The organism is Cyclobacterium salsum (assembly GCF_010119245.1).
Classification (GTDB): domain Bacteria; phylum Bacteroidota; class Bacteroidia; order Cytophagales; family Cyclobacteriaceae; genus Cyclobacterium; species Cyclobacterium salsum.
The window spans coordinates 289939-309557 of the sequence record NZ_WNKG01000002.1 but is presented as its reverse complement, the minus strand read 5'-3'; the positions used below and the strand labels follow the sequence as shown (position 1 = coordinate 309557).

The window sequence follows — 19619 nt, the reverse complement described above, 5'->3', positions numbered from 1 at the left end:
AATCGTATTTCTTGGTTAAAAGACAAGCAAATAGGCGCTAGCAAACAATACCTTTACCATTTGTTTCGTATAAATAGACACCATATTTTTGTTAAAAGCCTTTATTTCAAATTTCTTATCGTACCTTTTTATAACTTTCGGAGAATGTAGTGTAGCTCAGGGTTATTACAAAACCATACAGGCTTTTGCCACTAAATAATTGAGGAATGAAATCGATCACTATTGATATTATCAACGAAAAAGCCATCCTTCTTTTACAGGATTTAGAATTGCTTAAATTGATTCGAATAAGGAAAAAAAAGGCTGGTCAAAAGGATGCTACAGACTGGGGCCGATACAAGGGAGCCATGTCCAAACAACCTATCGGCGAGGTTGACCAACAACTAAATGAGTTACGCAGCGAATGGGAATAAAATGCCCCTGGGATACCAACACAGCAATCTATTACCTTCAGCAGCAATTTCCACCTTCTGCTGAAGAATTCATTGACAGCAGGTTGTCCGATTCCAACCCTGCTATTTCTGCCATTACCGAAATGGAACTACTCTGTTGGAAAACTGCCACCGAAAAGGAGTTGGAAATACTTCATTGCGATGGATAGAAAGGTGTAATTGCAAAATAAATGTAGGTGGCTTATTTATCCTTATTTGTAAATTGGGTTGATTACTTCTAAAGCCACTCCTTTCTGCCCCCCTGTGGATTCTACACCAGCACCAGAAGTTGTAAACGAAATGAAGGACGATTCGTTGATCTATAAACGATTGCATTATATTAGACTTATGAATAGCTTACATCAATACTTTGCGGCTTCACCCTGCAGGGGGATTGATTGTTGAATAAACTCCCGGAGATCATTGGTAGACGTTACCAAATCTTCCTCCCTCACATACATCATATGACCGCTTTCATACACCTTAAAATGTAAACGGTCTTTCATTTTACCGCTTGGATCAAGCTTCCACATACCATTCATTTGTCTAAAATAATTGACCAACATATCGTAATATCCGGCTTGAAATAATACTTGAAGATGGGGGTTCTGCATCATGGCATTACGCAATTTCTCTCCGGTCCCATCCGTAAATCTATCCCAGGGCCAGGGAAATACAGCACCAGAAACATGGTACTGCAGGTCTGTTTTAAAATTTAACTCATCTCGAAGATACGTATTAATTGCAGGAGTGAAGGCATTATCCCAGGCAGCTGACTCGGGTGGAGTTCCGGTAAAGGAATCGCCCCCATCCATTTTATCGATACCCTTATACCGTGCATCCGAGAGACCCAGGAAATATCCTTCCTCCCTTAGTAATTCTTTTCTGAAAGCTTTCGTGGGGACTGCCAAATTGTGGTCCAATATAAATTCCTTTTTGAGACCTGTGTACCGGGCTAATTTTTCTGCAACGGCTTGTTTCTGAGCTTCACCAATAAATCCGCCTCTTTCGACTGCTGGTAAATATTCCTCTATGGCATACTCTTCAACTTCTGAGAGAACATCCTTAAGACTTTTTTTCTGTAAATCTTCAGGTAGCTTTTTATGATACCAGGCTACCGCAGCGTAGTTAGGCAACTGTAGTACTTCATTGCTTGCGATAGGCAGTTCCATTTTAGTCCCGGACACAATAACTACTCCGTTAAGGTATATCCCATGCTTGTCTTGCAGTTCAGCAGATAAGCCCGCTACGCGTGTTGCCGAATAACTCTCCCCAATCAGGTACTTTGGGGATCTCCAACGTTCTTGTCGTGATAGGAAATTGTCGATCCAGTCGGCCAGGTAGGTAATGTCTTGATACACCCCGAAAAAATCTTCACGCTTGCCGTCATTCAATAGGCGTGAAAAACCCGTATTAACGGGATCAACATAAACGATGTCTGCCACATCTATAATGGAATGGGGATTATCGACGACACCATAGGGTTGTATGGGATATCCCTCATCACTTATTTCCAGCCGTTTCGGACTTGAATAACCCAAATGCATCCATAACGATGCAGCGCCTGGCCCCCCATTGAATGAGAATGCAATGGGTCGATTCTCAACCTGATCGACATCATTTCGCCTGTAATAGGTATAAAACAGCGCTGCATCTGGTTCTCCATCTTCACCGTATACCGGCTGAGTGCCTACCGTAACTTGATAGGGTATTCTTTTCCCGTTAACAGTTACTTCATTGGAAGAGACAAGAGACGTGTCGGCCGGTAATTTAATCTTTTGGGCATGCACAGTAGTAACGCAACCAATTAATAAAAGTAAATGGAAGATTATTTGATGGAGAAATTTACTCGTTTTACTACACATAATAAGGTATTTAGTTAGGGGTTAAAGTTTTTACAATTTTTCCGGAGATGCCGTAAAGCCTTGCACAAAAGTTATTTATAGGCTTCAAGCGCATTTCGCATGGCACTCAATAGTGGCCTGGAACTTAAAGGTTCACCTGTTGCATTCATCATCCAAAGATCCGGAGTAAGCTTTCCGATTTTGCAGGTACGTATCATTTCCGTTGCAAAATCCTTTCCCTCGAATTGCTCTTCCAATTGCATGACGACAATATTTCCAATAGGATAGCTGTGCAAATAGAGCGCCCCGGAAATAAAATGATTATAGATGGCTAAGATCGGGACATCCCTTACACCAAAAATGTCTGCAAAATACTGGTTCCAGATGTCCTTCGCAATCGTAATGGTTGCTGCCTTGAGCTCTTCAACCGTAGCATCCGGATGATCATACAGCCAATGCCAAACCCTGATTTCGTGAAGCGCTTCCGATCCCATTTCACAAACAAACCAAAACGCGGCCAAGGCATTGTCCTGCTTTTCCCTGGCACTGTATTCCTCATTTATTCCTAAGGCAATCAAGCTTCGGTAAGCAATAAGATCTGCCATGGCCTCTGTATAAGGGCTACTTGGGATGCCCTTAAGAAAATAATAATCTGTCATATAAGTACCTACATTCTGCTGAATGGTATGGCCGATTTCATGCATCCCTACCCTGTAATTTTTGTAATCAAGGCCATCCTTTTCAAAACGGATACGCAAATGTGCTTTAGCGCCTTTCATTTGTGGCGCATTGGCATGACCTCCGGAGGAAATGGGATCAACAACCACGTGATTGCCAAAAAATTCAGCTTCAAAATCCGGAAAACCAACTCTTTTGAGGATGTTGGGTAGATCTTGCTGGAATGCCATTGGGGTGGGATATTTTTCTTTGATCAGCTGATCCAGTTCATCCATTTTATAATTCGTATTGTCGCTGAATCCGGTGTACCAAATATCGAAGGGTTCTAACTTTCTCCCAATCTTTTTTTCAATCAGCGACGCTACGGCTTTCTTTTCTGTCGCGCTTAAAACGGTTTCCAGCAAGGAGACAATTTTTTCTTCACTCAGTTGGGCATTTTTAAAGGTTCGGGTCAAATAGGTTGATCCTTCAGGATATTTGGCATCCTGTTGCATCTTGGATAACATGTTGTGATGTAAAACTTTGTACCTATTATCAGGTTCAGCCTTAAAATCTGTTTCGACAAGTTTTTCTCCCTCTTTCAGATACACCTTATTGGTAATGGGTTCCCAATAATAAGCCGTTTCTCCTACCATGCATTCCGGTATGGTTTGATAGATGATATGCATCACGATGGTACTTATTACCCGCTGCTTTTCCAGAGGATTATCCCTGTAATAAAGCCCTTTGATTTCATCCCTTAGTCCATTGTGACTGTTTAATCGGGTTCCTTCAGGAAAAAGAACTTCAAGTTCGGGTGATACCACATGATCCATTGATAGAATATAGCGGGTGGTGTAATCACGAAGCTCATCGGGAATCGGCATGGGGTCGGGCTCCTTGTCCGGATCGGACCTGAAATCAAATTTATCTCCCAACCTGACCATTGCCCATTTCTTTCGACTCCAGCTTGTGCCAAATTCTTCCTTTTCTTCATTGGTATAATAGGGGAAATTGAGGGCGATGGCGAGTGCAAGTTTGCTTTTGAAAAAATCAATCGTAATTTTTGAATCGCTAAAAAACCTGTCGAGCTCAGTGATAGGTCGCGTCATTGTCACCAATGGGTAATCGAGTGCCAGAGAGAGTTCTCGTTGGTACCCATTGATGGCACTAAATTGTTGTTCAGCAATGTTCAATGCATGATCAAGCTGTGGACCGGAAGGAATAAACTGCTTCAGGCAGAACTCCTGAAATTCGGAACCACTACCGTTTTCTTCAAACCAAAGATTAGAAAGGTGCCTGACACCCCTAGCGATGCGTTCTGAATTTTCTTCTCCATATTTCGTTAAGAGTTTCTCAGTAACCTGATTTACATCGCTCTGTAAACTGTCTTTGAAAATCTCCTGTCCGAAACTACTATGTGAGACAAAAACCAAGGAGATAATAACTAAGTAATAAATGTTTTTCATTTTGATATTTACAATTAGATTAAAGGCTTTTTAAATCCCTATTCAGGTTAAAATGATAACCATTACTTCCCCTTCACTTTTGTTTCGTATTCTGGATTCACCTCCATGGAAATTGGTGCTTTAACTTCCTCTTGCCACTTTATAAGATCATCAAGCAACTCATCCCGTTTATCAGTTTCTATTGCAGCAAGGTTCGTTGTTTCACCGATATCCGAGGATAGGTTGTACAATTCAACTGCGTTATTTTCAGTTAACTTCTCCCGACCTCCGTCGAGTACCCACTCTTCGTGAAATTGCAATAACTTCCAATCTCCTTTTCTGATTTATTCACCATCAAGCCAGTCTTCCGGGAAATAAAGCGTTTGGATTAATTCAATTTGTTGTATCGATTGCGTTGCAAATTCTTCGTTCCAACTGGTATAAATAAAGGCCATGTCCCGCTCCAGGTCGTGACCATCGGATGAAGGATGGCCGTCTTTTGGAAACATTAGCTTTGCATGGGCCCTGGCCTCGGTTAGTGTTTTGGGAAGGATGGATTTATAATGCTCCAGCGTCTCAAATATTTCCCTTGAAGGTGATAATCCTGCCACATCAAGGCTGTCAGCCAATGCCTTATTGTTTTCGGGTGGCCTGCCCCAAAAATGAAGCAATGGGCGGAGGTCTGCGTTGGCGGCCACGGACATTCGTAAAATCCGATCATCAGTCGGGTGGTGGGTTTTCGTAATGACAATACCCCGGTTATAATCCTCATTCACTTTTTTAAACATCTCTCTCAGGGCATCCCATCCAAATAAGCGGACCACATCCACATATTTGGCATGCCCCCGGTGCTGGTAAGACATGCGGTTCCTGTTTAAGGGTTGATTGTTTCGGAAGGGTTCCGTAACCATTAAATTGATAGCAGCCATGTCCAGGTCTACATCAAGCCGATTGCTTATCGACGATCCGAAAGCCGAATCCAGTTCCATACCAAATCCGTCATTTGCCACGGCTACATGCAAGAGGTTAACAATAGATTCCGTTTCGTCAACAAAAAAGGAAGGAACATGAGAGTGGCCCATTTCATGGAAAATGACCCAAGGCTGCTTTACTGGTGACTGCAGCATGATATGATTTCCTTTTCCGTCCGATTCTTCCGTAGGGTCATACCTAACGTTGATCTCCGGATATCCCGGGGCGTGAACCCCTGCCCGCATGATCGCATCTACCTGCCGAAACATAAAATGGGTCCCCTGCGGCAATGGCTTGCCCAAGAGATCGGCAACGGCATCCATCGCTGTATCGTACCGCTTCAGCATAGTCTCCGGGTCATCAAAATCATCGATCCAACTTGTGGGCACCTGCATTAGAAATTTATCGGTTTCAAAGTCTGCCCATGCTCCGGTGTAATGGCGCTCGGTTTCTTTCCATTCTTTCAGGCTTGTTTTGTTATAATCCCTGGTCGAAAAATAGGGAGAACGTACGGCTCCGGTAATTTCCAAATCAATGATACCATCCTCTTTTCCCTCCGGTACTTCAAAATAAATATTCCCTCCGAGGGGGGAACCTACCGTGGTGGTTTCATTGACTACCGGATAGATGATGGTTGCCCTGTCGAGCCGGGCGATTCTGTTCCGGTACTTTAAATCCCAAAAATGAGTGCCCACCCTGATGGTATATCCCTTATTTACAACTGCCGGAGGTACTTTGATTTTAACAATCGTACCTGGTGCTACGTAGGCTCCTGTAGGCCGGCGGGAATAGGCATCCTGGTGAAAATAGATGGGCGTCCCCCAGTTTGGCGCCTGTGATGCTTTTACCTTAACCCGGTAAACATTATCCGCATCCTTTGGTGGATCAACTTTTCCTGGAAAATAAGCAGCCGTCTTAAACATGGCGCCATGGTATACCTGCGGGAATTCTTCCAGCTTTGAAGCGCTGTAGCTACGGGTAATGGCATCCATGATATAAAAAAGGGCATAATGAATCTCCATACCCGGCTGTACTTCCCGAGGTAACATTATTTTTTCCCCTTGGATATCGAATAAGGGTCCGGCCGTCTCCTCGTAGGTACTTACCAGATCAAAAGCCTGCTCGATGATTTCCTTTTTGATGCCAATCGCTGAAATATTGGCTTGAATAATGGAGTCCTGCTGCATAATCTGGCTGGCCGAAAGTAACGCCTCGCCGACCAAATGCTTTTTAAGTTTTGCAAAGGCCTCCGCGAGTTTTGCAGAAGGGGTCTCCACATCCATTTCACTGATGGTTTGATACCATGCTTTTTCCACTTTTGCCGAACTCGGCCCTCCAAAAAACTGTCCCCGCGAAAAAACAATCGGCCCCACCTGATTAAACAGGTATTTGTAATTCCCATCGCTGCCAAAAGCAACATTGGTTGGCTCCTCAAAAGAGTGTTCCGCTTTACATTCAACATAGCCGGCTGGTCCCTGAGCCAATGTAGGTATGGCGATTGAAAAAATCGGAAGAATGAGTAACATGCCCTTTAGGGATCGTTCCGGGATATGTAATTTAAATTTCATCTGTTTATAATTTGTTTTTTAGCTGTCAGATGGAATCTCGCATGTTGAATAATCATTCCTCCGTGTGTCGCTTGCGACATGCTCGATTTCATGTGATTACTATTTGCTTTTCAAGGACCATAACTCGTCTCTACTGAATACTCCCGACCTTCGGGAGCATCCCTCTGTGGGTAGCCTTCATCATACCCGGTTTTTACAAAATTTCAGACCATTATTGGTTTGAATTACGAATAAGCTCAATCGACTTCTCAGCAGCATTTTTTAAGGTATTACGGGGCGACCTGACTTTTGCAGCTTCATTGAGAAATCTCAGATGTGATGCATTGCCATTTTCCCCGATAGCGATAAGTGCCTCCGCCCTAACCAGGAAACTGTCATCCGTTTGGTAAATACGCTTGAAATCAGCTATCATGGAAGGGTCCTTTAGCTGTCCCAAAGCCTTTACAGCTGCAGCCCTTACTTTTGAATTGCTATCGCTGACAGCATCTAAGAAAACTTCTTTACTATTGCTTGCATGGAATTCAGACAAGTGCTGAACAGCCGCTTCCCTGACGGCCCAGAAATTATCTCCCCTGGCAAGCTCCGTCCACTTCTGAATCGTTTTCGGAGAGCTGCTAAAGGCCTTAAGTTGATCAATAGCCCATAATCTGCCGGGTACATCATCCTTTTCCACCTGAAACAAAAGCTCCTCCCCGGTTTTAATAAATGTCCATTCTTTGAGCAAGTGGTTGCCTTCATCAAAGCGGACCATCAAAGGGGCTGTATCGAATTTAAATTCAAATCTCTCGACACGATCTTTCAATGCTATTTTTTCAACCCGCTTTCCATCGGTATCGTAAAATCCGATATTAACGGGAATGGTGTAAATGGGCACATCCTCCCACTTATCCTGCGTTTGTTTTATTTCCAACGCAAGCGTCTTGGTTGATTCATCCCAGTTTTTGCTGACCTCAAATACGGCATGTCCCGGATGAAACAGGAATTGTTCGAAAAACAAATCCATGTTCAGGCCACTGACCTCTTTCACACATCGCATAAAATCCTGGGTGCTTACTGCCTGAAATTCGAATTGATGCAGAAACTGACTGATAACTCTGAAAAAGGTATCATCACCCAAAACAAACCGAAGCATGTGCAAGACATTGGCTCCCTTGGGATAAGCATGGCTGTCAAAATTCTGTCCCGGATTTTCATAGCGGTTAAAGACAATGGGGCGCATATACCGGTTATTCGCTTCACGCAGGTAGGCGTTTTTTTTCCGCATCAGGTCAAATGCTGCTTCATCCTCACCCCAATCAAATCGTTTATACAAGTAATCGGAATAGGTAGCAAAACTTTCATTGATCCAGTTATGTTCCCAGCTTCTGCATGTAACCAGGTCTCCCCACCACTGATGCGCAACTTCATGAGCGAGAATCCCTTCAAAAGAAAAGTCGATTTCTTCTTCGCTGGTAGTTACAGCCCCTTCTCCTAGAAGCGTTGCCGATGTGGCTTCGGCGCCCCCTCCCTGATGTGCAGAAACCACCTGGTCATATTTCTCCCAGGGATAGGCATAGCCATATAGCCTGGTAAAAAAATCTATCATATAAGGTGTCTTGGCAAAGGATCTTTTTGCGTCCTTCTCATGTCTTTCATATACCCAATAGTTTACCGGTAGCGCATCCAGCGAATCTTCGATGACCGTATAATCTGCAATGCTAAGGTTTGTGAGATAGGTGGAATGTGGCAGGCTTTGTTTCCAATGGTAGGTGTGTTTACCATTTTCCTGATTTTCCGTAATGCTCAGCAGCTTGCCGTTTGACAATACCTTATAATTATTATCAACCGTCACGATCATCTCCTGAGTCACTTTGTCGTGGGGATAGTCGTAACAGGGAATCCATTGCCTGGCTTTGTTGGGCCAGCAATCGGAAGAAACCTGCATGGGATTGGTTTCCGTTTCATCTATAAATTTCAGGCCTTCTACCTGCTTTGCGAGAAGGTACTTTATGGTAAAAGTTAGGGTGTCTAAGTAGGAATAAGTGCGGGAGAGGTTAATATGAACTTTGTCTCCGCCCTGAGTGTAGGAAAGCGGAAATCCCTTACTGTCGAGCACATCGCTTACATCTAGTGATACCGCATCCAGGCTGACCTTGTTTAGATTACTTCTGAGCGGTGTCAGGGTTACCGTGTTTTGTCCCGTCAATTGCTTCCTCTCCATATCGATATCCAGCTTTATGCGGTAATGTAAGGCATCGAAATCCCTGTCCGGTTCTAGGGTAACCGGCCTTTGATAAATATCCATCTGTTGGGCTAACAGTCCGTGATGAGCCAATAAGAGCATTACAAAACAAAAAAGATACTTCATCGTTTCTTTGAATTATTTTAGATTTCTTATTGATTATTTTTCATAAATGCCTCTATTTCAGCTACAGTCCGTGGCAGCCCTGCTGACAGGATTTCAAAGCCATCTTCAGTGATCACCACGGTGTCTTCGATCCGTATACCGGTTACCTCGTCCGCTTTTCCCATGATGTCGCAGGCAAAGACAAAACCAGGTTTCAACGGTTCTCCCCGGTCGAAGTCGAGCATCCGGTCATGCACGGCCATGCCAATACTATGGTTGAATCCGCCGTCCCGAATCCATAACTTGAACCGGGGCTCGGTGGTGTCAAATCCCAATTTTTCAAGCTCCCCTTTAACGACCGCACCGATCTCTGTCAGAGAAATCCCCGGGCGGTAAAGGCTCTGGCATATTTCCCTTACAAAAAGACCCAGCTCGTATATCTCCCGCTGTGTTTCGGAGAATTTTCCACTTGCCGGAAAGGTGGTTGAAACGTCTGATGCATAGTACCCCACATTGGCCCCACCATCCAGGATGATAAAGTCTTCTTCCTGCAATGTGCGGTCATATTGCATGTAATGGCCGTAGGCATGGTTTTTATCCGACATGATAATGGTCCCGAATGCCAATCCTTTTGCCCCGCCAGACATGCAAACCTGCTGGAAAAGGGCAGCCAGTTTTACCTCTGCTACACCGGGCCTGGTATTTTTTATGACCGTTTTGTGTGCTTCTACGGAAAGTTGGGCAGCCTTACGAAGTACATCAATTTCAGCTTTGGACTTTATCTTTCGCAGTTCCCAGATAAAGGGCGTACAATTCAACACCTGATTGTCAGGGAATCGCTGGTTTAGAACCTCCACGAATTGCATTTCCCGCGTAAGTCTGCCATCCCATTCATTTTCGGTTACGGAACGTCTGAATTTGTGGTATTTTTCCATGGAATTTTCGCCTATATATTCCTCCGGACTGAAGGGCGTATAAATTACCGTACTGCTGTTTAACCTTCCTTTTAGCGTTTCAGAAAAATCTTCGTAGGGAAGATAGTTTTCAATTCCAGTAACTTTTACAGGCTCCCTGACCAGGTCCAGGGGAATATTTTCACCATCAGCATGCTGCTCACTGATGGTAAAAAATAGTGTACTTTCCCGCCTTTCACCATCCACGATAAGAATGGCATCGGGAATTTCAACCCCGGCAAAATACATCATGTTGTTGTATTGGCTGAAAGGCATATCGCCCAGAGGTTCTGATGCACCCCGGATGATGGCAATTCCATCAGGAATACTATCCATGAGTTTCTGCCTACGGTTGGCGTATTCATCCTTTTCAAAGATGAGCTGTGCATTTACCTCCATTACCGTGAAGCATAGCAGCAGCGTTAGAAAGAAAGCAGATTTTATCATGTGATTATTATTGTTTTCATTGGATATATAGCCTGCACACCTGCCAGACGGTTGGAAAACCGTCAGACAGGTAACCTATCATGGGTACATTAGCTGTTATTATTCGATCAAAACGAAAATTAAAACAATATAAACCTATTTTACTAGTTGTTTTGACGCAGAGCCTATTTGCAATCATTCTTTAAAATTAACGGGTTTGCGCTGGTTAACCCTCAATCATCTTAGCCAAAAAATATGGTATGTTAGCAATGGGAAGGCTGGGTTCAAGCATTTTCTGTAACTTTCATAAAGACCTAAATGTGATACTCAAAAAAAATTTCCAACGCAACAATGGGTTCAGAATCCTATTAACCTGGGATTCGATTCTAAATGAAGTTTATTTTACCAGTCAGCTCTTTATATTCAAGCTTGCTGTTCGGAGGTGGAGCGTTGCGCATTTTGACTGGGAAATTTCACCTTTTTGGCAGCTCGTTTGAGTTCTAAAGCGATCGCTGGAAGCAAAAACTGACTGTCATCCCAGGCATATTCCATTGCCTTCTCCACAAAGGGAAGGGTGCCGTCACTCATTTTGGGCACCGTCTGCTGCTCGGAAAGTCTAAGGGCATTTTTGTAGGGACTTAGTGTAGTTTTCAGGACTAGTCAGAACGTTTATTTAATACTTAGCGGATGCCCTTCCTCAAACAAAACCGGATATCTCTTTTTGATCATTTCCTGTTCTTCGGCATAAAGTGCTTCTATTTTCATGGGCACATCCTGCGGTCGGGTACCCTTTTGGTTCAGGCGATTCATCAGGCTCCAGTTGCGGATTGGCTGCCCTGGTTTTGCGTCGGCAGGTTCTTTCGCCTCCAGGTCGTAGCGGGTAAAATCGATCACTTTCTCAGGAGTCTGGGCAATCCAGTCCCTGAGCGTGGCCATTCGGAAATCCTTGTTCATAAACCAGCGAATCTCCAGTTCCGGTTCTGATCCACAAATGCCTGATCAACGGTGAACGAAACGGTAATCGAGTTTTTCGTTGTTTAAATAGTCAAAATCGGGCGGTCTTTTATGAACCTGTCTATAAAATACAAAGCTACGTCAGTGCGAATTGGGTATTCGCGCTGGCGTAGCTTTGCTTTTTCAGGCTCCTTTCTTTACACGAAAGCCGTACCGGCTACCAACCCGGGTTCTGATCCAGGTTTGGATTTAAGGTTAGCTCATTGGTGGGGAGGGGTATCAGGTAATCTCTTTCGGGATCAAATCCATATCCCCCGTCCGGGCCACTTAGCCGATCCCGAAACGGATCAAAGAATCCGTCCGCATTGATCGGAACATTAGATATTTCCTGTAATTCGGGCGTAGCAAAGGTGCCCACGAATCGCTCTCCCATCCAGTATTCATGTGCTCTCCAGCGCATCAAATCATCAAAACGAAACCCTTCTGCAAACAATTCTACGACACGTTCTCTTCTGATTTCATGTAACACGTCGGTCAAAGGATAACCGTAATCCGGCCAATTGGGATCAGGAGTGATGTCATTTAAGTTAAGGTGCGGCATTCCTACCCTGTCCCTGAGCTGATTGATAGTCATGTCTACATCCGCCTGCGTCAAAGTACCCAGTTCTGCTTTTGCTTCGGCATAAATCAACAGTGCTTCGGCATACCGCATAAAAATATAATCGACATTGCCATTGTTAATGCCTACGGAAGGATCTACTACGATGTGCCGGAACTTTTGTGATTCGATACCGGTACCACTATTGTCCACATCCGGGGCATCATAATACAAGGTATCGGTTCCTTGTATTCTTCGGATATCCCCAGGTACCATAAAGGTTTGCGCAAGTCGTGGATCTCGATTCCGTTCAATAAGTTCTAAGGTCTCATCTCCCACAAAATTTGGGCTAACGGCGATGGGCAAGCCATCATTGCTCAAATAAAATTTTGACGCATCGTAGGTATATCCGTAACCGTTTGGCCAGTTCCACAATTGATTACTAAAACTGTCACCAATTGCTCTGTCGAAGTGTTGGTAAAAAATCACTTCCGGATTGCCGGCATAGTCTACCTGATTAAAGAGCTCAAAATAGACGCTGCTACTATCCCCTGCTACGAGGGAAAAATGCCCATCATCAATAATCTGTTTGGCAGCTGCTGCAGCTTCTTCTATATAGTCGCTTCCATCCGTTTGTCCTTCAAAGACGGAGCCCTGATGGTATTTTTCCCATGTACCTGCGAATAAAGCGGCTCTTGCTTTAAATAACAAAGCAATATCTTTACTCAACCGGGTTCCGGGAGTGGCCAGCTGGTAGCTGTGATCCATTTTGGAGATGGCCATATCAATATCGCTGAGAATAAAATCAAAAACCTCCGTTCTGCTGGAACGAGCCCCATACAAAATATCCTCATCTTCTGCGGTAACGGGTTGGGTGATTATTGGTAAGGCTCCAAAATCCTTGAACAGGTCAAAGTAAAACCATGCCCGGAAAAAATGTCCCTCACCCACATAATGCTCTCTCATATTACCTCCCTCGGCAACCCGATCGACGTTAGCCAGGAAATAATTGATGTTTCGAATATTTCCCCAATTCCAGCCGCCACCAGAACCCGGAACGTTTAAAACACCATCCATGCGTTGCGTAAACGTGCCACCAAAGGCATTGAGGCCTTCTAGTGCAAAGTCTGTTCCCTCGTCCTTAGTGGGTGCCTTTCCGCCTCCGGAGGCTGGCCATCCCTGAAAGGAGTCATAAAACGAGTTAAGAAATAATTCCAAATCGGATTGACTATTCCAGAATTCCGGATCGGATATCTGATCGAGTGGTGATCTCTCCAGAAAATCTTCCTGGCAGGAATACAGCAATGTGGTCCCTGCTAATGCTACTATTAGTATATAATATATTCTTTTCATGATGTCTTTTTTTAGAAGTTAAGGTTTATACCTGCAGACATGGTTGTACTCAAGGGATAAGCGTCCCCAGCACCATACCATCTTCCGGCAAGTGCCTCCGGATCAAAAAACATTAAATCGGTAAAGGTTAACAGATTCTCACCCGACACAAAGATCCTGGCATTGGTTAGCAACACTTTTTCGGCAATTTTTTGAGGAAGCGAATAGCCAATCTGCAGGTTTTTTAGCCTTAAATAGGCCGCATTTTGAATCAGGTGGTCGACCGGTCTGCCGTAGTTTTTCGCATTTTCGCCGAAGAACTGCGCATAAGGTCTTGGGAAATAAGCGTCTGGGTTTGCCCCTAAAACACTTGTTTCGTCACGCCAGTAGTCCATATGTCCCTCTAAGACATTATTGTGCATGGGTCCTGCTGCAGGTCCTCTAAAGACGGAACTGTTTCCAAATGTCCAATCCCTTTTGGCCACTCCCTGGAAAAACACCGAGACATCAAAATTCTTGTATTGGGCGTTTAAATTCAGTCCATAAGTGTATCGTGGTGTCGTATTTCCTATGATTTCAAGGTCTCCAGGATTACCAACGGTATTATCTCCGATATCGATTTTGCCGTCACCGTTCAAATCCTGATACCTGAAATCACCTGTTCTCCACACTCCGGAATAGATAAAACTCTGATCTACCCCTTCGTTAATTTCAGCCTCGGTCTGAAAATGGCCATCGTAGCGATATCCCCAGATCTCATTGAGATCCTGTCCCGGGTAAAAGGTATTCAACAATCCGTTTGGATTGTTATAATCCACCACGGTACTTCTGTAATCGGCTAATTGGCCTCTGATTTCGTAACGGAAATCCGGGCTAACCTGATTTTTCCAGGAAAGCTCCAACTCCCATCCACGTGTTTTTATTTCTCCTTCGTTCCTTTTTGGCACGGTTGATCCCAATACGGCGGGAAGAGGTTGTCCGGGTCCAACCAGGTCGGATGTCCTGGTTTCGTATACCCCAAAAGAAACTCCCAATCGGCTATTGAGTAAGGAGGCATCGATACCCAGATCTAAGGTAGATACGGTTTCCCATGATAAATTCACACTATTCAGATTGGGTGCCCGAACGGTCCAGGCCCGCTGATCACCAAATAACCAATTATTGGTTTGACGAATGGGCATGGTCGGGATGAATAAATAATTGGCCACATCCTGATTACCCAATGTTCCGTAAGAACCTCTTAATTTTAACAGGTCGAATAAATCAGCCGATGATAAGAAGTTTTCTTCCGAAAGTATCCATCCGGCCGATACCGATGGAAATACGCCCCATCGCTCAGCTTCTTCAAACCGGGAGGACCCATCCGTCCGCATGTTTACTTCAAGCAGGTACTTTTCGTCAAAAATATAATTAAACCTTCCAAAAAAGCTTCGGGTAGACCAGTGTCCAATTCCGTCATTCACCAGTTGATCCCCCACTGCGGTACTGATCGATGGAATGGCATCACTCAGTAAGAAGAAGCTCCTCGCACCTAAATTACTGAAAGTATACTCCTCCTGTTGGTATCCCAACATCAATTGAAGATCGTGTTTTCCTAATAGCCGGGAGTAAGAAGAATAAATATTAGGGGAGAGATAGGTATTTCTTCTCAATTCATTGTGATACTCTGTTGATTCCCGGTTTTGTGGTATAAAATCAATATCGCCACCAGAAAAATTCGGACCATCACCAGGCCTGACCCATGGATATTGTAAACCAGTTCTGGTGTCTTCCACTTGAGTGGAGGTATAATTCAGCTGTACAGTGGTCACCCAACCTTCTATCGGCTTTAACTCTATTTTTGGGGACAGGACGATCTGGTTATCCGTGATCGTTTGCCGTACTTTTCTCCATTCCTCCACACGGGTCTGTTGGGTCCAAATATCGGTCCCGGGATACTTGGCTGGGGTACCAAATTTTATTTTGCCAATCCAGTTCATGTACCAGGCCCGTCCAAAGTTCTGGTTCCAGGGAAAATCCTCGTTTTCGGATTTGTATTTAACAAATAGATCCAGGTTCATCCAATCCGTGACCTTGGCACCGATTTTGGCATCTACATTAAATCGACTAAACGATTCGTCACCGAATCTCAACAGGCCATCTTCCTCATAGAAACCAGTGGATAAATAATAATTAACATTATCGTTTCCACCTGAAACAGACAGGTTGTGCTTCACCCTGAAAGAATTGTCCTTCATGATCAAATCTCTAATACCATCATTGGCCACCCCTCTGGTACCCGTATTCATTAGGTCCCAATTATCGCCCGATCCAAGCGGCAACATGCCCGGCGCACTACCCGGATCGGCCAGGTTTTGCTCCAGACGCTGAATGGCTTCTTCCGGATAAAACGGAGAGGCCCCAAAATTGGTCCTGGCATCGTTTAAGGCATGTGCCCAATCGGTTCCTCCCTGTAACTTTGGCCATATGGTTGGCGTACTTAATCCGGCATTGGTGGAATAGGAAATTCGTGATCCCTTACTGCCCTTTTTTGTAGTAATCAGGATTACCCCATAAGCTGCCCGAGCCCCGTAGATGGAAGTGGAAGCGGCATCCTTCAACACAGAAACAGATTCAATATCGTTGGGATCGATGTCGTTAATGCCCATCGGAACCCCATCGACCAGAACAAAGGGAGCGGTGTTTCCTTCAAACGAGGCTAATCCCCGGATGGTCATGGCCATATCCGCTCCCGGCTCTCCGCCTGCGGTGTTGGGCTGAATGACCAGGTTACTGACCAGCCCTTGCATCGCCTGCTGCACATTGGTGACCGGACGATTGGCCATGTCTTCCCCGCTAGCGGTGGAAACGGCACCGGTAAGGTTGATCTTCTTTTTGGTACCATATCCAACGACCACTACTTCATTAAGCGAGGATAGATTCGCTTCCAGGGTAATGTCAATCTGCGTCTGGTTGCCAACGGCCACTTCCTGACTCTCAAAGCCAATAAAGGAAAAAACCAAGGTGGCCCCCTCCTCCACCGACAGGGTGTAGTTGCCATCGATGTCGGTAACCGTACCCGTAGTAGTTCCCGCGACGGTGACGGAAGCTCCGGGCAAAGGGTCGCCAGTGTCATCAGTAACGGTTCCGGAGACCTGGATTTCTGCTATCTGACTGTTCAGGTCTTCGCCAGAGTTGCGAATTTCAACAGGGTCCGCTCCAAATGGATTGGTACCGCTGCTATTAGATGCGATAAATTTCCCTTCCGCTAATACGGGGGCACCTGCGATCACCAGCAGCAGCAATAACTGCAGGAAAAAATAACCACTCATTTTGAAAATAAAAGGGGCCATTTTTCTATCCAGCCTTTTATCTTTTACGTTAATTAATTCGGTATAAATTGTTTTCATAACAAATTGGTTAAATGAACAATTTTTAAATTTATCAAGATGTACAGCGGAAAGCATCCAATATTTTAACCAAAATGTGTGGTATATTAGCCACTCAAATAACCGTTCTCCATCCATACCAACTGTCTGAACCACTTATAATAATAAAGGCGGATCTTATCTTAGCAAGATCCGCCTTTATTATTATATAATTGATTACCAAAATCTTAACTGCTGATCATCGAACATTTAAATCAATTGATTAGCAACGAAACGCCTAACTTCCCGCTCCCGAAAGGGTAATGAGATAAGATCCCGACTCCAGGGTAAATTTTCCGGTATCCATTCCTACCAGTTGTCCGGCCTCCACAAGATTGCCGTTTTTCTCCAGGGAGATTTCTTGATTGAAACGTAAAGGCAGGGTAACATTTGCCTTGCTTTTCTGTGGAATTTCTATTTCAAACACCACTGATTGATCCGGTTTTCGTTGCCAATTGGAAACAATGGTACCCTGTGGCGCCTCGTAGTGGCAACTGATCTGATCCAGCCCTTCCGGAGTAGATGGCGCCAGCGTGAATTCGCTAAATCCCGGGTGATTCGGATCAGGTCTGATTCCTCCCAACCATCGGTAAAACCACTCGGTGACCGTTCCAAACATGGGATGGCTATTGGTAAAAGTGTTATCACTTTCTTTCCAGGTTTCCCAGATGCTGGTGGCTCCATTTTCAATCATAAAGCCCCAACCGGGAAATGCAGTGCTATTGACCACATCAAAAACCACATCCGGGAAGGCATGGGCCGAAAGCATTTCCAGAACGTATTTAGTCCCAAAGATGCCTGTATTGAATTGCCCGGAAGGACCCTTTTGGACGGCCATCAACAGGGAGTCCTTTGCCCGATCAAGATCCTCTTCCGGTATCACTTCATGAAAAAGCAGGGTTGAAAAAAGGGTTTGCTTATTGATGGGTTCCGCCACTCCCTTATCCCAAAAGTTCTTCTTTAATATATCCGCTAGGTTGGCCGCCAGTTGGGCATACTCAGCAGCACCTTCTTCATCGCCCACAAGGCTGGCAAAAGTTTCCATAATCCTGGCGCATTGTAGGTAATGGCCAGTGCCTGTCAATTGAACGGGCACTGGTTCCAGGGACTCGTGATCTGCCAACCCTTCATTTACCATTCCCTCTGGATGAATGCGTGCGGCTTTGTCCATCCACTGTTTATTCAAATCGTAAAGTTCGGTAACGATTGCGGTATCATTATAATAGAGGTAAAGGTAATATTGGGTGATTAAATAAGCGGACTCCCAACTAATCCCACAATACTTAATCCCGGCATAAGGGGCCGTGTCCACAAAGGTGGAATCATTCATGGCATCCACCCAGTCGTAAATGGTCTTCCGGTAGAAATCCTGCATGTCAAAATTATAGATAAACGACTCACTGGTCGCATTCAGATCTCCCCCGTATCCAAACTTTTCCCGCACCGCACAGTCGGACTGCACGCTCACCAGATTGGATCGAAAGGTTCGATGCACCGCTTCCTGGATGTCATTCAACAGGGGATTGGAACTGGTAAAATTACTTCTATCGGGAATGTTGGAGTGGATAAACAAACCCTGAATATCTGAAAGCAAGGGAGCCTCTTCGAGTCCTTCAATTTCCATGTACCGATAGGTACGGTACACAAAGTCCGGCGTAAAATAAGCCTCTTGATCAGCCATTATGTAGCGATCCGTTTGCCAGGCAATGGCTGGGGCTCCCGGACCACCAATCCCCTCTTTCTTGATTTGGCCCACCACCGTGGTCATGGGATTCAAGCTACCATCTTCATAGATGCGCTCCCCAAATCTAAACGTAAGGGTATCCCCTTCATTTCCTGAAAGCTTGATTCGATAGGTGCCCGTAAAATTCACCCCCATGTCTACGATAAATTTCCCGGGTTCTACCCCATGCACCGCTACGGGACTGATCTCCTGTGTCACTTGAACAGCAGGGAAAAAGGCTTTCTGTAAAGCTCCCCCCGGACCGGTTCCGGGAATCGCTGGCTTCCAGGCAGCGTCGTTAAATCCGGGCAAATCCCAGCCCTCCATTTCTTTGGTTTGATCGTAGACCACCCCCAGGTAGGCACTGTTTTTAATAAGAGGCCCGAAGTTATGTTTCCAACTATCGTTGGTAACTATTTCGGCGACACTCCCATCCGCGTAGGTCACCCGTAGCCTGGCAATAAACGTGGGCTTTCCGACATTGAGATCCACCCGCGGGTTTCTTCTCCCCCACTTTCTCAAAGGGAGGGGGTTGTAAAAGCCATTTCCCAAGGTCACGCCGATGCTATTTTCCCCTGCTTCGAGGTGATTGGACACATCGTATTCGGTAAAATAAACTCGTTTGGTATAATCCGTCCATGCCGGATCCAAAACCTTGTTTCCCAAGGTGTCGCCATTGATGGTTGCTTTGTAATAACCGGCAGCCGTAATGTATAGCGTGGCGCTGTCAATCTCGGAAGACACTGAAAACTCCTTTCGAAAAAGGGGTGCGGGTCGCGGGCCATAAAAAAGAGAATCCGCTTCAGGTAAGGGCCGGTCCGACTCCAGCCATTGGGCACCTGATTCCGGGCATAACCCGCAATCAAGGGCATACTCCTCGGACCCTGTGCAAGAAAAGGCAACCCACACCAAAACGATTAAAGTAAATTTGTTCATGCTTTCATTTTTCAGTAATACGTAATCTTTTTTCCAACTCATGG

The 19619-nt window shown here is 45.0% G+C and carries 13 protein-coding genes; 2 read left to right on the top strand and 11 right to left on the bottom strand.

Translation table 11 applies throughout. From position 1 onward, the window contains the following. The first annotated feature begins 206 nt into the window (after positions 1-206). Positions 207-413, top strand: coding sequence for a hypothetical protein (locus GJS45_RS04085; RefSeq protein ID WP_162340189.1), 207 nt, complete (start codon positions 207-209; stop codon positions 411-413). Next, positions 404-601 (top strand): PIN domain-containing protein, encoded by a 198-nt coding sequence (locus tag GJS45_RS04080; RefSeq protein WP_162340188.1) that lies wholly within the window; start codon positions 404-406, stop codon positions 599-601. Before GJS45_RS04085 ends, GJS45_RS04080 begins: the two co-directional genes overlap by 10 nt. Positions 602-793: 192 nt before the next feature. On the opposite strand, the gene GJS45_RS04075 is transcribed toward GJS45_RS04080, so the two are convergent. The 11 genes from GJS45_RS04075 to GJS45_RS04025 all read right to left on the bottom strand — a co-directional run bounded on the left by GJS45_RS04075 (position 794) and on the right by GJS45_RS04025 (position 19617). Next, positions 794-2296 (bottom strand): S10 family peptidase, encoded by a 1503-nt coding sequence (locus GJS45_RS04075; protein ID WP_162340187.1) that lies wholly within the window; start codon positions 2294-2296, stop codon positions 794-796. Positions 2297-2367: 71 nt separating this feature from the next. Continuing rightward, the gene (locus tag GJS45_RS04070; RefSeq protein WP_162340186.1) at positions 2368-4401 is read right to left on the bottom strand and encodes a carboxypeptidase M32; all 2034 of its coding nucleotides are present in this window, start codon (positions 4399-4401) and stop codon (positions 2368-2370) included. 62 nt (positions 4402-4463) lie between these two features. Further along, the gene (locus GJS45_RS04065; protein WP_162340185.1) at positions 4464-4700 is read right to left on the bottom strand and encodes a hypothetical protein; all 237 of its coding nucleotides are present in this window, start codon (positions 4698-4700) and stop codon (positions 4464-4466) included. Positions 4701-4724: 24 nt separating this feature from the next. Continuing rightward, the gene (locus GJS45_RS04060) at positions 4725-6920 is read right to left on the bottom strand and encodes a M60 family metallopeptidase (RefSeq protein ID WP_162340184.1); all 2196 of its coding nucleotides are present in this window, start codon (positions 6918-6920) and stop codon (positions 4725-4727) included. Positions 6921-7131: 211 nt separating this feature from the next. After that, positions 7132-9267 (bottom strand): M1 family aminopeptidase, encoded by a 2136-nt coding sequence (locus tag GJS45_RS04055; RefSeq protein ID WP_235954583.1) that lies wholly within the window; start codon positions 9265-9267, stop codon positions 7132-7134. 26 nt (positions 9268-9293) lie between these two features. Continuing rightward, the gene (locus GJS45_RS04050) at positions 9294-10646 is read right to left on the bottom strand and encodes a M24 family metallopeptidase (RefSeq protein ID WP_162340183.1); all 1353 of its coding nucleotides are present in this window, start codon (positions 10644-10646) and stop codon (positions 9294-9296) included. A gap of 402 nt (positions 10647-11048) precedes the next feature. After that, positions 11049-11213, bottom strand: a complete 165-nt coding sequence (locus GJS45_RS04045; protein WP_162340182.1) for a hypothetical protein — start codon at positions 11211-11213, stop codon at positions 11049-11051. Positions 11214-11294: 81 nt separating this feature from the next. Next, entirely contained in the window at positions 11295-11579 is a 285-nt protein-coding gene (locus GJS45_RS04040) for a DUF3864 domain-containing protein (protein WP_162340181.1), read from the bottom strand. Between the two features lie 217 nt (positions 11580-11796). Then, positions 11797-13530, bottom strand: a complete 1734-nt coding sequence (locus GJS45_RS04035; protein ID WP_162340180.1) for a RagB/SusD family nutrient uptake outer membrane protein — start codon at positions 13528-13530, stop codon at positions 11797-11799. Between the two features lie 11 nt (positions 13531-13541). Beyond that, entirely contained in the window at positions 13542-16898 is a 3357-nt protein-coding gene (locus GJS45_RS04030; protein ID WP_162340179.1) for a SusC/RagA family TonB-linked outer membrane protein, read from the bottom strand. A 256-nt stretch (positions 16899-17154) separates the two neighbouring features. Further along, a complete protein-coding gene (locus GJS45_RS04025; protein WP_235954582.1) occupies positions 17155-19617 on the bottom strand; it encodes an alpha-L-rhamnosidase in 2463 nt (820 codons plus the stop codon). Positions 19618-19619: the final 2 nt, after the last annotated feature.